13 protein-coding genes and 1 tRNA gene are annotated in these 15,640 nt (G+C 40.2%); 9 read left to right on the forward strand and 5 right to left on the reverse strand.

Features of this window, described 5'->3' with window-relative positions; genetic code table 11:
- Positions 1-566: 566 nt before the first annotated feature.
- The 3 genes from BLU33_RS07600 (at position 567) to BLU33_RS07610 (ending at position 4,164) form a co-directional block, all read left to right on the forward strand.
- Entirely contained in the window at positions 567-2,168 is a 1,602-nt protein-coding gene (locus tag BLU33_RS07600; RefSeq protein ID WP_091370896.1) for an ammonium transporter, read from the forward strand.
- Between the two features lie 298 nt (positions 2,169-2,466).
- Complete coding sequence (locus BLU33_RS07605; RefSeq protein WP_091380315.1) at positions 2,467-3,513, forward strand: porin; 1,047 nt, start codon at positions 2,467-2,469, stop codon at positions 3,511-3,513.
- Positions 3,514-3,582: 69 nt separating this feature from the next.
- Positions 3,583-4,164, forward strand: a complete 582-nt coding sequence (locus BLU33_RS07610; protein ID WP_091370898.1) for a DUF4468 domain-containing protein — start codon at positions 3,583-3,585, stop codon at positions 4,162-4,164.
- 89 nt (positions 4,165-4,253) lie between these two features.
- On the opposite strand, the gene BLU33_RS07615 is transcribed toward BLU33_RS07610, so the two are convergent.
- A complete protein-coding gene (locus BLU33_RS07615) occupies positions 4,254-5,561 on the reverse strand; it encodes an ammonium transporter (RefSeq protein WP_091380318.1) in 1,308 nt (435 codons plus the stop codon).
- 142 nt (positions 5,562-5,703) lie between these two features.
- Entirely contained in the window at positions 5,704-6,060 is a 357-nt protein-coding gene (locus BLU33_RS07620; RefSeq protein WP_091370901.1) for a hypothetical protein, read from the reverse strand.
- A 239-nt stretch (positions 6,061-6,299) separates the two neighbouring features.
- Here BLU33_RS07620 and BLU33_RS07625 point away from each other — a divergent pair, with 239 nt between their 5' ends.
- The 5 genes from BLU33_RS07625 (at position 6,300) to BLU33_RS07655 (ending at position 11,813) form a co-directional block, all read left to right on the forward strand.
- Complete coding sequence (locus BLU33_RS07625) at positions 6,300-7,136, forward strand: energy transducer TonB (protein ID WP_091370903.1); 837 nt, start codon at positions 6,300-6,302, stop codon at positions 7,134-7,136.
- A 255-nt stretch (positions 7,137-7,391) separates the two neighbouring features.
- Positions 7,392-9,614: a phosphoribosylformylglycinamidine synthase subunit PurL gene (gene purL, locus BLU33_RS07630; RefSeq protein WP_091370905.1), complete on the forward strand. Its 2,223-nt coding sequence runs from the start codon at positions 7,392-7,394 to the stop codon at positions 9,612-9,614.
- Positions 9,614-10,003, forward strand: coding sequence for an SMU1112c/YaeR family gloxylase I-like metalloprotein (gene gloA2, locus BLU33_RS07635; protein WP_091370907.1), 390 nt, complete (start codon positions 9,614-9,616; stop codon positions 10,001-10,003). The genes purL and gloA2 overlap by 1 nt, the downstream gene beginning before the upstream one ends.
- A gap of 2 nt (positions 10,004-10,005) precedes the next feature.
- Positions 10,006-10,722 (forward strand): tRNA1(Val) (adenine(37)-N6)-methyltransferase, encoded by a 717-nt coding sequence (locus BLU33_RS07640; protein ID WP_091370909.1) that lies wholly within the window; start codon positions 10,006-10,008, stop codon positions 10,720-10,722.
- Between the two features lie 599 nt (positions 10,723-11,321).
- On the forward strand, positions 11,322-11,813 hold the full coding sequence (locus BLU33_RS07655) for a metallophosphoesterase family protein (protein ID WP_091370916.1): 492 nt from the start codon (positions 11,322-11,324) through the stop codon (positions 11,811-11,813).
- 289 nt (positions 11,814-12,102) lie between these two features.
- Here BLU33_RS07655 and rnhA read toward each other — a convergent pair whose 3' ends face one another.
- Both rnhA and BLU33_RS07665 read right to left on the reverse strand, forming a co-directional pair.
- A complete protein-coding gene (rnhA, locus tag BLU33_RS07660; RefSeq protein ID WP_091370919.1) occupies positions 12,103-12,573 on the reverse strand; it encodes a ribonuclease HI in 471 nt (156 codons plus the stop codon).
- An 85-nt stretch (positions 12,574-12,658) separates the two neighbouring features.
- Positions 12,659-14,749, reverse strand: a complete 2,091-nt coding sequence (locus BLU33_RS07665) for a heavy metal translocating P-type ATPase (RefSeq protein WP_091370921.1) — start codon at positions 14,747-14,749, stop codon at positions 12,659-12,661.
- Between the two features lie 107 nt (positions 14,750-14,856).
- Here BLU33_RS07665 and BLU33_RS07670 point away from each other — a divergent pair.
- Positions 14,857-14,933 (forward strand) — tRNA-His (locus BLU33_RS07670).
- A gap of 317 nt (positions 14,934-15,250) precedes the next feature.
- Here BLU33_RS07670 and BLU33_RS25290 read toward each other — a convergent pair.
- On the reverse strand, positions 15,251-15,409 hold the full coding sequence (locus BLU33_RS25290) for a hypothetical protein (protein ID WP_172829224.1): 159 nt from the start codon (positions 15,407-15,409) through the stop codon (positions 15,251-15,253).
- Positions 15,410-15,640 lie beyond the last annotated feature (231 nt).

Below are 15,640 nucleotides of genomic sequence, written 5' to 3' on the forward strand. Positions count from 1 at the left end.
TTTAGCTCTAAATAAAGGTTTACATCAAAAGTATAATTATCATTTAAAATATGGATATGTTTTAAATTAAATATAATTAATAGCGTAAATGAAGAAAGAAAATGTCTTATTTTTTTAGTTTTAATCTAATTTATAGGTGTATTTGTCGTTTTTTTCTTCGAAATATTGATTTTGAGAATGGTTTTAAGCTTTGATTTTGATTTTTATCGATAAAATAATGTTGTGTGGTTAAAATTTTCACAATTATTGAAAAAATCATTACCCAAATTATAATTACTATTTATTTATGGTTGAAAAATTATTAAAATGGGCTATATTTTTAGTGTGTTTTTTATTATTTTGATAAATATTCAATTATTTTCAATTTTTTTGGGGTTAAAATTTGTTTTTGTTAAAATACATGCATAGTTTTAGGAAAGTTTTAATAAAAAGATGTTTTTTACTGATCTGATTAATAAAAACTCATACTCGCGATGTGATTTTGAATTAAAAGATTAAAATTTTTATTAAATCGACCAATTTTTAAAAAAAGCAATCAAATCAAACTAAATTAAATTAAACAAACAATGAAAGTAAACTCTACAAAGCACAGCCTGATCGATTCGCTCAGGCAACTGACTCGAGAGAAATGGGCACTTGCTGCTACCATTTTTACCGGAAAAATGCTCGGGTTATTAGCGGTTTTAGTGGCAATGGTAACATTACCCGGACTACTTGGCACCTCGGCTCATGCTGCTGCGGCCGCTCCACCAAAACCAACTGATCTGGAAACATCAATGATGAATTCAATTAACACTGCATGGACATTGGTGGCTGCATTCCTGGTATTTGGTATGCAGGCTGGTTTCGTAATGCTTGAAGCTGGTTTTGCACGTAAACGCGAGACTGTTAACGTTTTGATGGAGTGTATGTTTGATACCTGCCTTTGCGGTATCTTATTTTACGCTATCGGTTATTCATTTATGTTTAGCGAGGGTAACGGATTTATCGGTTATCATTGGTTCTTCCTTCAGGGAGCACCTGCTACATATGAAACAACTGGTATCCCTGTAATTGCACACTGGATATTCCAATATGCTTTTGCTGATACTTGTTCAACCGTAGTTTCAGGCGCGATGATAGGCCGTACAAGTTTCCGTGGCGATATCCTTTACTCTATTGGTATTACTGGTTTCATCTACCCAATCATTGGTCACTGGGCTTGGGGGCCGGATGGCTGGTTAGCATTAATGGGCACAGCAGGTCACTTCTACACTGCTTTAGGTCAAGGTTTCCGTGACTTTGCAGGTTCAACCGTAGTACACACTATTGGCGGGGTCGCCTCATTGGCAGGCGCTATAGTATTAGGCCCGCGTTTAGGAAGAATATTTGCACGAGATGATAAAGAAAAAGGCGGTATGCCTGCAGGCCATAACATGTTGATGGCAGCGGTTGGTACATTCATACTATGGTTCGGCTGGTACGGTTTCAACCCGGGAAGCTCACTTTCAGCTATGGATGCTCAAGGTATAGGCCGTATTGCTACCAATACAACACTTGCAGCTTGCGGTGGCGGTATGACAGCTATGTGCGCCGCTTTATGGTGGGGTACTACTAAAGGTAAATTCGATTTAGGCTTTACCTTGAATGGCACACTTGCAGGTCTTGTTGCTATCACCTGTCCTTGTTACTGGGTTAGCCCGCTTGGCGCTATGATATTAGGTGGTGTAGCTGGTTTTGTAGTATTTGGCGGTATGTATTTATTAGAGTACTTCCGTATTGACGATCCGGTTGGTGCTGTTTCAGTACACGGTTTTGCCGGTATCTGGGGTACATTATCACTAGGTTTATTTGCAACTGGCGAATATGGTATTACCGGCCCTACCGGCCCGGATAACAGCGCTGCAAATCTTGTTAAAGGTATATTCTACGGTGGTGATGCAAGCGTACTTAAAGCACAGGCTATCGGTACCTTTACAATAGCAATTGCAGTATTTGTAGTTACCTTTGTAATGATGTTTATCATCAACAAGCTTCCTTATCCTTGGAAACTGCGTGTTGAAGAACATGGTGAATTAGGCATAGGCGGTCTGGATGTATTCGATCACGGTATCGAAGTTTATCCAGCACAAGATGATGATATCACTTTAACTGGCTTGTTTGAAAAATCAGGCACAGTGTCAGTATAATACTCACATATAAATAACCCCTTGTGCGGCCCTAATTCAACCTTAACCGCACAAGGGTTTATCACAAGAACCACAATTCCTTTTTTATCATTCCACCTGTCAGTATGAGAGGTGCAAGGATACTCGCGTTATAATTTTACTACCTCATTTATTATAAATACCTGAAAAGCAATTGCTTGTAAGGTGTTTAATAATAATGACCCTTATTTAGTGTATCATGATGAAAATCATATAAATGCACTTTAAAGTTTTTCTTAAGCAACCTTATAATTTTTTAACCTATAACTATTTATTTAACATGAAAAAGAAATTTTTACTCTTACTTTTAGCTGCATCAACGTATAGTATCGCCTCAAAAGCGCAGGATACTGTAAAAACAACGGCTGATGCTCCTTTAGTACTTTACGGATCGGTTGATACCTATTACAAGGACGACTTCTCTGGCCACGCAAATATTCCGACCAGTTTTGCAAGCGATAATAATTCAGTATCGATCGGTATGATTGACCTGGGCTTAAAGAAAACTGTTGGTAACGCATCATTCGTAGGTGAGATGTCATTCGGGCCGCGTAATGATCAGTCTATCCCAACTTCAGGATACCATATCCAAAACTTATATGTTTCTTATGCGTTTTCACCTAAATTCAGTGCAACAGCAGGTTACATGTCAACCTTTATCGGTTATGAAGTAATTTCTCCGACAGGAAACTTTAACTACTCAACTTCTTATTTATTCACTAACGGTCCGTTCCAAAATGCAGGCTTAAAATTCACTTATGCATTCTCTGATAAAGTGAGCTTAATGGCTGGTATTTTCAACGATCAATGGAATGTTTATACTTCACAACATGACGTATCAACTTTCGGCGCTCAGTTAACCATTACACCGGTAAAAAACTGGACTGCTTATCTTAACGTAGCAACAGGCCCATCTTCAGGTACTGAATTTGATTTAACAACAGCTTATCAAATAACCGGTGCATTTAAATTAGGCTTAAACGCTGCAACTTATAGCACAACACATTATAGCGCTGGCTTTAGCGGTGTAGCTTTATATCCACAGTTGGCAGTTTCAAAAGTTGTTACTTTAGGTTTGAGAGAAGAGTATTTCAAATCTGATAACGGTACAGCCGCATCAACTTACGCACCGGTTGGTCCAATGCCTGGTGGTTCTGTTCTTGCTTCAACTTTAACTGCTAATATTAAAGCAGGTCCGTTAACTTTAATACCGGAAGTAAGGCTTGATGGCATTAACAAACAACAGTATTCTTCGTTCACAAACAGCTCAGGCGATCCTACTAAATCAGCTTCACAATTTGTGTTAGCTGTAGTTTACGGATTCTAAGCAATTTTTTGACAATATTATTATTGGAAAGCCGTCCCGTAATTCGGGACGGCTTTTTATCTTTATAGCATGAAAAAAGTATTTTTTGTTTTAATGTGCGTGTTGTTTGTCAAAGTTGCATCGGCACAAAAGGATCTGCTGGCATTTAACGAGCAAAATAAATATATGTATTACCAGGTGGTTAGTCAGCCTGGCGTAATTACGGATACTTTAAAAGACAGGGCGCTGTATTTTTTAGAAAAAGCTTATCCTAAAAATACAGTAAAAAAAGGTGAAACAAGTGGTAACTATACCGGCACAGGCAAATTCCTGATCGTTAGCGGGCTTACTATGGCCAAGCATATTGAAGGTGAAGTAAGTTATACCTATTATATTGAATGTAAGGATCAGAAATACAGGTATTGGCTAACGGATTTTGTGTTTACCCCATATAAAGTTGATCGTTACGGAAATTCTGTTCCGCAGGTGGGTATTGATATCCCGCTTGAGAGCGCAACAACAAAGTTGGATAAAAAACAAGTTGATAGTTACCTTGATCAAATAGGAACGTATAGCAAGGCGTTTGGTGAAAAACTGAAATACTATATACTTAAACCAGCTGCTTTACCAAAGGAAACTAAGAATAAAGTAATATCAACAAAAGACTGGTAGGCTTCGAACTTTACTTTATATCATAAAAAAGCTGCATTGTATAATGCAGCTTTTTTATGTTTTGTGGTTAAACAGGTTGATCTTATAGATTATAATTCCTCATCATGCTGGCTAATGTCAAGCCCGATAAGTTCTTCCTCCTGTGTTACACGTAAGGTGCTGATCATATCGGTAACTTTTAGTAAAATATAAGAACCAAAGAATGCAAATGCTGATACACCTATCAATGTGAGCACGTGTATAAAAAATAAATGCGTTTCGCCATAATATAAACCATTGCCAGTGCTATTGCCACCATTTACATTTTGATGTGCAAAAACGCCGGTAAGCAGCATACCAACCATGCCGCCAACACCGTGACATGGGAATACATCAAGCGTATCATCAATACTGGTTGATGAGCGCCATATTACCAACAGGTTACTGATAACGGCAGCAACAATACCAATAATTAATGAATGGGGGATAGTGACAAAACCCGCAGCAGGTGTAATGGCCACTAAGCCAACAACCGCACCTATACATGCGCCCATAACCGATGGCTTTTTGCCTCGCAGCATATCAAAAAATATCCAGCTTATAGCAGCTGCCGCTGATGCTGTAGTAGTGGTAGCCAATGCCGTTGCAGCTAATGTGCCCGAACCCAATGCTGAACCTGCATTAAAACCAAACCAGCCAAACCATAATAAGCCGGTACCTAATAATACATAGCTGATGCGGGCAGATGAATGTACCTTATCCTGACGTTGTTTTAAATATATTGCTGAAGCCAAAGCCGCCCATCCGGCCGACATATGTACAACTGTTCCACCGGCAAAATCAAGCACGCCAAGTTTAAGCAGGAAACCATCCGGGTGCCAGGTAGAGTGGGCCAACGGGGCATAAATAAATATCATAAACAGGCAAAGGAAAATGATATACGAATTAAAGCGGATGCGCTCGGCAAATGCACCGGTAATAAGGGCAGGCGTAATAACTGCAAATTTTAGCTGGAACATAGCAAATAAAACCAGTGGAATGGTGGGGGCGAGCTTCCAGGTAGCGTTGCCCAGCATGCCTTTCATCATAAAAAATGTTCGCGGGTCGCCAATAAAACCACCTATTGAATCGCCAAAGGCAAGGCTGAATCCGAAGATGACCCATATAATAGTTATCACACCCATGCAAACAAAGCTTTGCATCATGGTTGATAATACGTTCTTTTTACTCACCATGCCGCCATAAAAAAATGCCAGGCCCGGTGTCATGATCAAAACAAGTGCGGTACTAACCAATAACCATGCAGTATCGCCCGAATCAATTTTACCATCGGCAACGGTTACGGTTTCAACCGAGGGAAAAACAAGTGCCAGTATTACTATAATAATAAGCGCAGAAAATGGAATAAATTTTTTCATGAGTTTGGGTTGGAGGGATATAACAAAATAACACTGCCTGGTATAGCAATCAAAAACACCAGGCAGTGTCATAAATTAAATTTAATAAACAATAAATCCGCTTGCCTTTACTAAAAGCAAGTGGTTGATGTTGTTTTATTAATTACCAGAATGCATGAAAAGGGAATAAGATGAGCTTGCGGAAGCGTGAGAGTTCACTGCTGTAGGTTCCGCAAATAAAATGGATGTACTTGATCTGTATAACAGCTACGTTAAACAGGCTGTCGATACATTTTATAGAGTGAACGGTCTTGTGTCGCTGAAGACTTGCGATCTGCAGTGGAGTACTATTGATATTTGCAAATTCCTGCCCCGGACTGTGGCATATTGCCCTGGCAAATGAAGCTTGTTTATGCGGGTGTGAATTATTGGAAACTGGTGGATTGGCCTTAGCAAAAATGACATATCCGCTAAGGAATAAGAGGATTATTACAGGAAGTTTAAAAATATTTTTAAACATATTTAAAAATACGAAAATTATCGATTTTGTAAAATAATGTTGTGATTATTTTATTAATAATGATGTATAATTTTAATAAAGTTAATCAAATATGAGATTTATTGAAAATGATAGTTTTAAAAAAGTAGTTGCAACAACGTTGCAATTGTTAAATAATGTTAAAATAGGATGTGTTTGGTGCTTTGCACGAAACATGAGCAATTTAAAAACGTTATATGTGAAATTAAATTTCACTAAACATGCTTATCTCAAAATTTGATTTGTACAAGTCTGAGTGGCTCGAACTTGTATTTGACGACCGTAACAAAGCTTATGGTGCTTACGAATTAAGGCAACATTACTCCCGTACCATGTTAAAATCAATGGCGATTGCCTTTTTAACAATTACGGGTATCGCGCTTTTAATTGGTGTGCTTATTAAGCCGGTAGCTAAGGCTATTGTACCTACAGAAACAATAATCCCGGTTACCTTGAAGGATTATGTACACCAGGCTGTAGTACATCCGCCCAAACCAATAACGCATATACACCAACCGGCTGCTCCGAGAGCATTAACGGTACCAACAAAGGCGTATATTCCGTTTGTGGTATCGCCCAAACCGGCAATCACCGAACCGCCAAAAGTGAGTACACTGCCCGGTAATATTGGCCCGGTTGATGTTAAGGGTACAACTACCACTACTGGCCCTGTTGACGTGCCGGGGAAAGGTGGCCCGGGTATAGACCCAGGTACTGTTAGTAACGAACCGGTAAATGTAGGTGGCCTTGATGTAATGCCTCAGCCCTTTGGTGGAGCGTCAGCATGGTCGAAATTTTTGCAGAAGCATTTAAGATACCCTGATGGTGCTGTGAACGATCATATACAAGGTAAAGTTTGGTTAAGTTTTATTATTGAAAGAGATGGCCATCTGTCGAATATTACGGTTGACCGTGGCCCCGGTTATGGCTTAGATGAAGAAGCCCTGCGCGTTTTAAAACTGGCACCAGCATGGAAACCAGGTATGCAAAATGGCCAGCCGGTACGAGTGAAATATAATATCCCCATCAATTTTCAGTTGGGCGATGATGGTAATTAAGCAACCGGGACAATATATAACCACAGCTTAAAGGTGAAAGCATAAAGGAGAAAGGTAATTAAGCTGTTGCTGAGGGACAAAAATGGAAGAGTATCGATCTTTCATTTTTGTCCTTTGTGTTTTAAACCGAGTTTTACCTTTCAGCCTTTAGCTTTCCTCTTTTAGCTTTCAACCTTTCACCTTTTCGCTTTATGCTTTCAGCTTTCACCCTTTTTTCCTAATTTTGCGCATCCTTTCAAAATAAATAAAAACACATTGGAGCAGCTGCAATTAACCACTGTTGAAACCGCCAAAGATTTAGGCTTACTACCCGAAGAATTTGACCGCATAAATGAAATATTAGGGCGCGTTCCCAATTTTACCGAACTATCAATCTTCTCGGTAATGTGGAGCGAGCATTGTTCGTATAAAAACTCAATCACCTGGCTAAAAACTTTACCAAAAGATGGTCCGCGCATGCTGGCCAAAGCCGGTGAAGAAAATGCCGGTTTGGTTGATCTGGGCGATGGCATAGGATGCGCGTTTAAAATAGAATCACATAATCACCCATCAGCTTTAGAGCCTTATCAAGGTGCAGCAACAGGTGTGGGCGGTATAAACCGGGACATATTTACCATGGGTGCAAGGCCTATCGCGCAGCTAAACTCACTGCGTTTCGGTGATCTGGCGCTCGATCGTACTAAATGGTTGGTTAAGGGTGTTGTTAAAGGTATTAGTCATTATGGTAATGCTTTCGGTATTCCAACCGTTGGCGGTGAGCTATTTTTTGATGAGTGTTATAACGTAAACCCACTGGTTAACGCATTCTCGGCAGGTATTGTTAAGGCTGGCGAAACTGTATCCGCAACATCATATGGTGTGGGTAACCCGGTTTACATAGTAGGTTCAGCTACCGGTAAAGATGGTATACACGGTGCGGCATTCGCATCAAAAGATATAACAAAAGACTCTGTGAATGATTTGCCAGCCGTACAGGTGGGCGACCCATTCCAGGAAAAATTATTGCTGGAAGCTACGCTTGAAGTTATAAAAACAGGCGCGGTTGTAGGTATGCAGGATATGGGCGCGGCAGGTATCATCTGCTCAAACTCCGAGATGTCGGCAAAAGGTGAGCACGGTATGCGTATCGATTTGGATAAAGTACCAACCCGCCAGGCAAATATGAAACCTTTCGAGATCCTGTTATCAGAATCTCAGGAACGTATGCTGATCGTGGTGCACAAAGGCCGCGAAGCAGAAGTTGAAGCTGTTTTTGATAAATGGGACCTGAACTGCGCCATTATTGGTGAAGTAACCGATACCAAACGCCTTGAATATTATGCTAAAGGAGTATTAGTTGCTGATGTGCCTGCCGACGATTTAGTTTTAGGCGGAGGTGCCCCGGTTTATCAGCGCGAATACAAAGAGCCTGCTTACTTTAAAGAAAATCAAAAATTTAAAACAGAAGATGTAGAAGAACCTGCCGACCTGGTAGCTGTTGCCGAACATTTAATATCACATCCAAATATAGCGTCAAAACGTTGGGTAACCGATCAGTATGATTCAATGGTAGGTGTACAAACCATGACTACCAACCGTCCAAGCGACGCTGCTGTTGTTGCAGTTTTGGGTACTGATAAGGCCATTGTTATTACCGTTGATTGTAACTCACGTTATGTATATGCCGACCCGCAAAAAGGCTGTGAGATTGCCGTTGCTGAAGCAGCACGTAACATTACCTGCGCAGGCGGCGAGCCGGTTGCTATAACCAATTGCTTAAACTTTGGTAACCCATACAATCCGGAGGTTTACTGGCAGTTTGTGAGTGCTATAAAAGGTATGAGCGCCGCTTGTACCAAGTTTGAAACCCCGGTAACAGGTGGTAACGTGAGTTTTTACAACCAATCGCCTGATGGTGGTTCTGTTTTCCCAACGCCAACTATTGGCATGTTGGGCGTAATGGATGATATTACCAATATCATGACATCTGATTTTAAACAACCGGATGACCTTATCTATTTGATCGGTGAATCAGTAAATGATATCGCATCGTCACAATACCTGGCTTCATGGCATAAAGTACTGGCTGCCCCGGCGCCATATTTTGATATGAATAAGGAATATGATATGCACCAGGTTGTAAAACAACTCATCAAACATAAAGTGATCCAGTCGGCCCATGATGTGGCTGATGGTGGTTTATATATTGCCTTAACAGAATCGGCATTGCCGAACGGTTTAGGTTTTGATATAGATACCGATGGCGCTATCCGTAAGGACGCATTTTTGTTTGGCGAGGCTCAGGGCAGGGTAGTGGTAAGTGTTGCCCCTGCCGACCAGGAGCGCTTTATAGAGATAATGGCAACCAGCGAAGTAGAATTTAGTCTGCTGGGTGCTGTTAATAACGGTTTCCTTAATGTAGATGAGGAAGCATTCGGCCATATCACCGATATTAAAATGGTTTACGATAACGTATTGCACAACATTTTAGGCGCCTAATGCTTAAACTGAACCACATACACCACGTTGCCATTATTTGTACCGACTATGCAAAGTCGAAGTACTTTTATACAGAGGTGTTGGGTTTAAAAGTTGTGCGCGAAGTTTACCGCGAACAAAGAGATTCATATAAGCTCGATCTGGAAGTTGCAGGACTGTACCAGATTGAGCTTTTTTCATTTCCCAACCCACCCGCGCGCCCATCCCGACCTGAATCAGCCGGCCTGCGCCATTTAGCTTTTGAGGTTGATGATATTGATGAGGCTGTATTTCATATTAAAGAATACGGTATTGAAGTAGAACCCATCCGTATAGATGAATTTACCGACAAGCGCTTTACTTTCTTCGCCGATCCGGATGGATTGCCGATTGAGTTTGTAGAAAAGTAGCCATGGCGGATATCTTTCGCTTCAAACAATTCGGCGTTGACCAGAGCGGCTGCGCCATGAAGATCAATACCGATGGTGTGCTCCTCGGCGCGCTTGCTCAAGCTGAAAATCCTCAAAGTATATTGGATATTGGTACCGGCACAGGCGTTATCGCATTAATGCTTGCCCAACGATTTACCGATGCCCAAATAGATGCGGTTGAGATTGATGCAATAGCCGCGGAAACTGCCGGGAACAACTTTAAAAACTCACCTTTTGTTGCTGATCGTTTAACAGTATTCCCGGTTAGCTTTGAAAGCTTTTTTGAGGATCATCCCGAAAAGAAATATGATCTGATTATATCAAACCCACCGTTTCATATCAATTCACTGGAATCGCCAAAGGCTAAAAAAACACTAGCGAAACATGCCGATGGAGATTTTTTTGAGATCCTGATAAAGTATATAGCTGAACATTTAACTGAAAATGGCTTATGCTGGCTAGTTTTGCCGTTGGAAACATCAGCTTTGGTGAAAGCATTGGTACAACAGTATCGATTATATTTACAGAAAGTTATTGCGATACATTCATTTGAAGAATCTGCGCCCCATAGGGAGGTTGTGCGTTTTGGGTTGAATGAAATTTCAGAAGTAAAAAGTAAAATGGTAATTTATGAAGCAGTAAATAAGTATTCTGAAGAATACAAAAAGTTGCTACATCCTTACTTTATCGCTTTTTGATATGAAGATTTTATCAACTTGTTTAACAGTAGTATTATCTATATTCTTTATAGGATGTTTATTGGGGATATTTCAAACCTTTTACGTTTACAATAATCCTATAATTGAACACTCAATTTTGATGAGTATTGCTAAGCCTTATATATGGCTTGGTTCTTTAATTTTATTGTTTCTATGTGTTTCTTTTCTTTTGATCAAACAAAAGAAATACACCATCAATATTGTTTTGATGTCAATTGCAATAGCATTACATCTTATACTTATTAATTTTATAGTTAGTTTTAAATGACCCAAACAGGCCTGATTATAGTTTTTAGAATGAAGATAGTATCAATTATATTAACGATAATATTAGCCTTAGTATTAGTAAATACTATTCTACTGATACATGCCAATTATTTAGGATTAAGTGCATTTGGGGTTAAGAGCAGCATGTTTATTAGGTCTCAAGCACCATTTATCAATATAGCCTTGGTATACCTGGTTGCAGTAGCTATTTCGCTTTTTTTCAATTGGAAAAAAAGATATTTAATGAATGTTTCACTTTGCGGTATAATGGTCATTGTGTATTTCATTATCCCTTTCCTTCATCATATAATATGACCCGAATAGGCCTGATTTCCGATACCCATAGCTTCCTTGACGAGGCCGTATTCAAACACTTTGAAAACTGCGACGAGATTTGGCATGCCGGTGATTTTGGTAATATAGAACTCGCCGATAAACTGGCCGCGTTTAAGCCATTAAAAGGCGTGTACGGCAATATCGACGGGCAGGACATACGTAGAGCCTATCCCTTAAACTTGCGCTTTAAATGCGAGGATGTGGATGTATGGATGACCCACATTGGCGGTTACCCGGGCAAATACGCTCAAGCAGTACGACCCGAGATCTTTGCTAACTCACCTCAGTTGTTCATTACCGGGCATTCGCATATTTTAAAGGTGATGTTCGATAAAAAGATCAACTGCTTGCATCTTAATCCCGGCGCTGCCGGTAAGCAGGGCTGGCAAAAAGTACGCACGCTTATGCGGTTTGCTATTGATGGTGATAAGATACAGGATCTGCAGGTGATTGAATTGGCTGTATAGGTTAGTGAGTTGTTGATTGAGTTGATTAGGTGAGTAGTTGTTTTCTTCCCACTTGTCATACTGAGCGATAGCGAAGAACCTATTCGCGTTCAATCTTCGCGCGTAGATCGTCCGCTTGTATAATAGATTCTTCGTACCTCAGCATGACAACGGGTGTTTGCGTTAGTGATTGAAGCGGATACCGGCCACTTCGAGGGCCTCAGTGCAGGCCCGTGGCTAAGGCCTTGTGCCGTATGAGCGGAAAGCACGGCCGGAGGCAACGCCCTAAACATAATTAACTTAAATCAACCTACATCAAATTCACCTTCGCATTTTCCATTTCAAAAACGGAATCAATAAGCAGGTCTTTCTGTTTGCCGGCAGCTACTGCCAGCTGGTCGCAGCGCTCATTTTCGGGGTGCCCGTTATGGCCGCGTACCCAGTTGAATTTTATATTATGTCGTTTGCTTACGTCCAGGTAACGCATCCAAAGATCTTTGTTTTTTTTGCCTTCAAACCCCTTTTTTACCCAGCCATTCACCCATTTCTTTTCAATGGAATCTATAACATATTTGGAATCAGAGAAAATCATAACATCCTGATTCAGGGTTTTTATAGCTTCTAGTCCTTTTATTACAGCCATCAGCTCCATGCGGTTGTTGGTAGTTTTACGAAAACCTTCCGAAAGCTCCTTATAATGCTTCCCTGAGCGTAATATTACCCCATATCCACCCGGTCCCGGGTTCCCGCTTGATGCACCGTCTGTAAAAATTTCGATCATTTTAGTTGATAGTTCTTAGTTGATGGTTCATGGTCATCAAAGCCCCAAAAATAGAAAAACTCTATGAACTATGATCCATGAACTATCAACTAAGGCGTTTTGCCTTGAGGCGGAGGGAGTTACCGATCACCACCACATCCGAAAATGCCATGGCAAATGCACCTACCATCGGGTTTAAAAAGCCTAAAGCGGCAATCGGGATAGCTACTATGTTATAGGCAAATGCCCAAAAAAGGTTTTGCTTAATGGTAAGCAAAGTATGCTTGCTGATCTGCAGGAATTTCACAACGGATTGTAGATCAGTATTCAATAATATTACCCTTGCTGATTGTATGGCTATCTGGCTGGCATCATTCATAGATACGCCCACGTCGGCCTGCGTTAGGGCAGGGGCATCATTAATGCCGTCGCCAATCATAATGGTTTTGCCTTTTTGCTTATAGATGTCGATAACAGCGAGTTTTTCATCAGGTAGTTTTTCCGCGTGTATATCGGTAATGCCTATCGCGTTAGCAACCCTTTGGCACCTGCTTTTCTTGTCGCCACTTAATAAAACCGGAATGATATCCATTTTTTTTAATTGAGCGATCAGTGCGGCGGCATCAGGTTTTATTTCATCGTCAATAGCTATTTGTGCGAGTAATATTTGGTTTTTATAAAGTGATAGATTAAAATTACTGCTGCCTTCAACTTTTGCAGTACCTAAAAAATAATTATTGCCCTCAATATCTCCGGCACGCATACCCAGGCCTTTTTCTTCAATGGCTTTGCTCAATATCACCTTTTGTTGCGGCAACGTTTTTAATTCACTAACCAGTGATTTAGCTATCGGGTGGTTTGATCTTTCCTCAATGGCCATAATTATACCCCGGATTTTCTCTATATCATTACCAACCTCAGCCTTTATATCATTAATTCGGAACTTACCGGTAGTTAATGTGCCTGTTTTATCAAATACCACATATTTGGTGTTGGCCACAGCTTCAATAGTATCGCCCCCTTTAATTAATATCCCATTCTTCGCGGCCCTGCCTAAACCTACCATTACAGCGGTAGGCGTGGCCAAACCCATGGCGCAGGGGCACGATATCACCAAAACGGCAATAGCACTCATTAACGCGGTTTGCGCAGGCGCGTGGCCCACAAAATAAGTTATAGCGAATGTTAGTAATGAGATAAGCATTACAGCAGGTACAAATATAGATGCCACCTTATCGCCCAGTTTTTGTACGGGAGGTTTTGCCGCCTGCGCCTTTCTCATCAGGTCGATGATTTGTGCCAGGACTGTATGTGTGCCTACCTTGGTGGCAATCATATGGATATTACCATGCTGAATGATGGTACCGCCGATAACCTTATCGTATTTTCCTTTCTCAACGGGCAGACTTTCACCGGTAAGCATAGATTCATCAACCGAAGCATTGCCTGATAACACATCACCATCCACAGGTATTTTATCGCCCTGGTTAACGAGCAAAGTGTCACCCGCTAACACATCCTTCGCGCTGATCACTTCGATACTGCCGTTAATTATCCTGTTGGCAGTAACCTGCTGAATTTTTACCAGGTCCTTTACTGCTGATGTGGTTTGTGTAACCGAACGTTTTTCGAAAACATTACCCAGTAAAACCAATGTGATGATAGTGGCGCAGGTTTCATAAAATTCATATTTTTCGCCCATGTTTTCAATGGTACCGATCAGGCTGTATACAAACGCTGCGGTCGATCCAACAAATATCAGCACATCCATGTTCGGCAGGCCGTTTCTTACCGAACCATAAGCGCTTTTACCAAAATGAAGGCAGCCTACTATAAAAACCGGCAGGCATAACAGCAATTGTACTATCGGCATATGTAAAAAATGCCAAGGCAGTATCATGTGTAGTAACAGGGGAGCGGTGAAAATGGCGCAGAAGAAAAATTTATTTTCTACTTTTTCATAAAATTTAGGCTGATGCGTGGCAATATCGTCAACAACTTTGAAGCCGAGCTGCTCAATGCCCTTGATAATTTCCGGAACATTGGCCCCTTTATCGTTCGAAAATTTCACTTCTTCGCCCGCAAAATCGACCAAAATATTTTTTAGCCCTTTTTTTTCTAATAAATTATGGACGGATATTGCACAATTATTGCAATGCATTCCCTTAACATTCAGCTCTATCAGTTGCTCTGCCATACCACAAATCTACCTATCAGGATCAATTTAACAGGTAAGCTAATTGTAATATTAAAAAATGCTTTGCAATTAAGCCGAAGATTTATACTTTTGCAATCTCCAAAACGGTAGATGTAGCTCAGTTGGTTAGAGCATCGGTTTGTGGTACCGAGGGTCGTGGGTTCGAGCCCCATCATTTACCCCAAAGCCTTCCATTTTTATGGGAGGCTTTTTTATTGTCTGATAATCAGTTGGTTAAGAATTTAGTTATAACAAGGTAAGTCAACTTGTTATTTTTATTGAAATTTACTAAAGCTTTATATATCAATGTTTTAGATATTTTATTCGGTTCGAGCCCCATAACCCCACTTAATGGTGCAAGAATTTTGAATCAAATTAATTATCAATATAAATAGCTGTATATCTGTGTGTTGAGAGAGGTTATAATGGTTCAATGTTAAATGACAAAACAAAAAAAAATATATATTTTTAAAACATACAAAGTTTAAATCATTCTGTCAACTATTCATCTTTTGATTTATCAAAAAATACATCCAGCGTAATCCTAGCGAACTTATACATGAAATCGAGCACTATTTGTGCTTGTTCGATAGTAATGATTTCGCCATCTTTTTTCATTAGTTCGACCACTTCTTCTGGGGTAACTTTTCTTTTTTCCATTTAGGAATATACGCCATAGCTTCATTTTAATTCCTTAATATGTATTTCAGATGTGTTAAAAATAATGTCGCGAGAGGATTTTAATAAAATGCCTTCAGCATTTAATCCACGAGCGTCAGTTTAAGTTCATCTAAATAAACGCCGATTATCAGGTTTCGAGTGAGGTAAAGAAAGGGGCCGTTATAGATTATCGAGAGCATTTTTGTGCTTTAGGAGGTAATGTGATATGTT

The sequence above is a fragment of the Mucilaginibacter mallensis genome (assembly GCF_900105165.1).
Taxonomy (GTDB): Bacteria; Bacteroidota; Bacteroidia; order Sphingobacteriales; family Sphingobacteriaceae; genus Mucilaginibacter; species Mucilaginibacter mallensis.

Bases quoted from the DNA above. Each gene is read 5' to 3' on its own strand.
- BLU33_RS07600 (WP_091370896.1), top strand. From the start codon at position 567: ATGAAAGTAAACTCTACAAAGCACAGCCTGATCGATTCGCTCAGGCAA.
- BLU33_RS07605 (WP_091380315.1), top strand. From the start codon at position 2,467: ATGAAAAAGAAATTTTTACTCTTACTTTTAGCTGCATCAACGTATAGT.
- BLU33_RS07610 (WP_091370898.1), top strand. From the start codon at position 3,583: ATGAAAAAAGTATTTTTTGTTTTAATGTGCGTGTTGTTTGTCAAAGTT.
- BLU33_RS07615 (WP_091380318.1), bottom strand. From the start codon at position 5,561: ATGAAAAAATTTATTCCATTTTCTGCGCTTATTATTATAGTAATACTG.
- BLU33_RS07620 (WP_091370901.1), bottom strand. From the start codon at position 6,060: ATGTTTAAAAATATTTTTAAACTTCCTGTAATAATCCTCTTATTCCTT.
- BLU33_RS07625 (WP_091370903.1), top strand. From the start codon at position 6,300: ATGCTTATCTCAAAATTTGATTTGTACAAGTCTGAGTGGCTCGAACTT.
- gloA2 (WP_091370907.1), top strand. From the start codon at position 9,614: ATGCTTAAACTGAACCACATACACCACGTTGCCATTATTTGTACCGAC.
- BLU33_RS07640 (WP_091370909.1), top strand. From the start codon at position 10,006: ATGGCGGATATCTTTCGCTTCAAACAATTCGGCGTTGACCAGAGCGGC.
- BLU33_RS07655 (WP_091370916.1), top strand. From the start codon at position 11,322: ATGACCCGAATAGGCCTGATTTCCGATACCCATAGCTTCCTTGACGAG.
- rnhA (WP_091370919.1), bottom strand. From the start codon at position 12,573: ATGATCGAAATTTTTACAGACGGTGCATCAAGCGGGAACCCGGGACCG.
- BLU33_RS07665 (WP_091370921.1), bottom strand. From the start codon at position 14,749: ATGGCAGAGCAACTGATAGAGCTGAATGTTAAGGGAATGCATTGCAAT.
- BLU33_RS25290 (WP_172829224.1), bottom strand. From the start codon at position 15,409: ATGGAAAAAAGAAAAGTTACCCCAGAAGAAGTGGTCGAACTAATGAAA.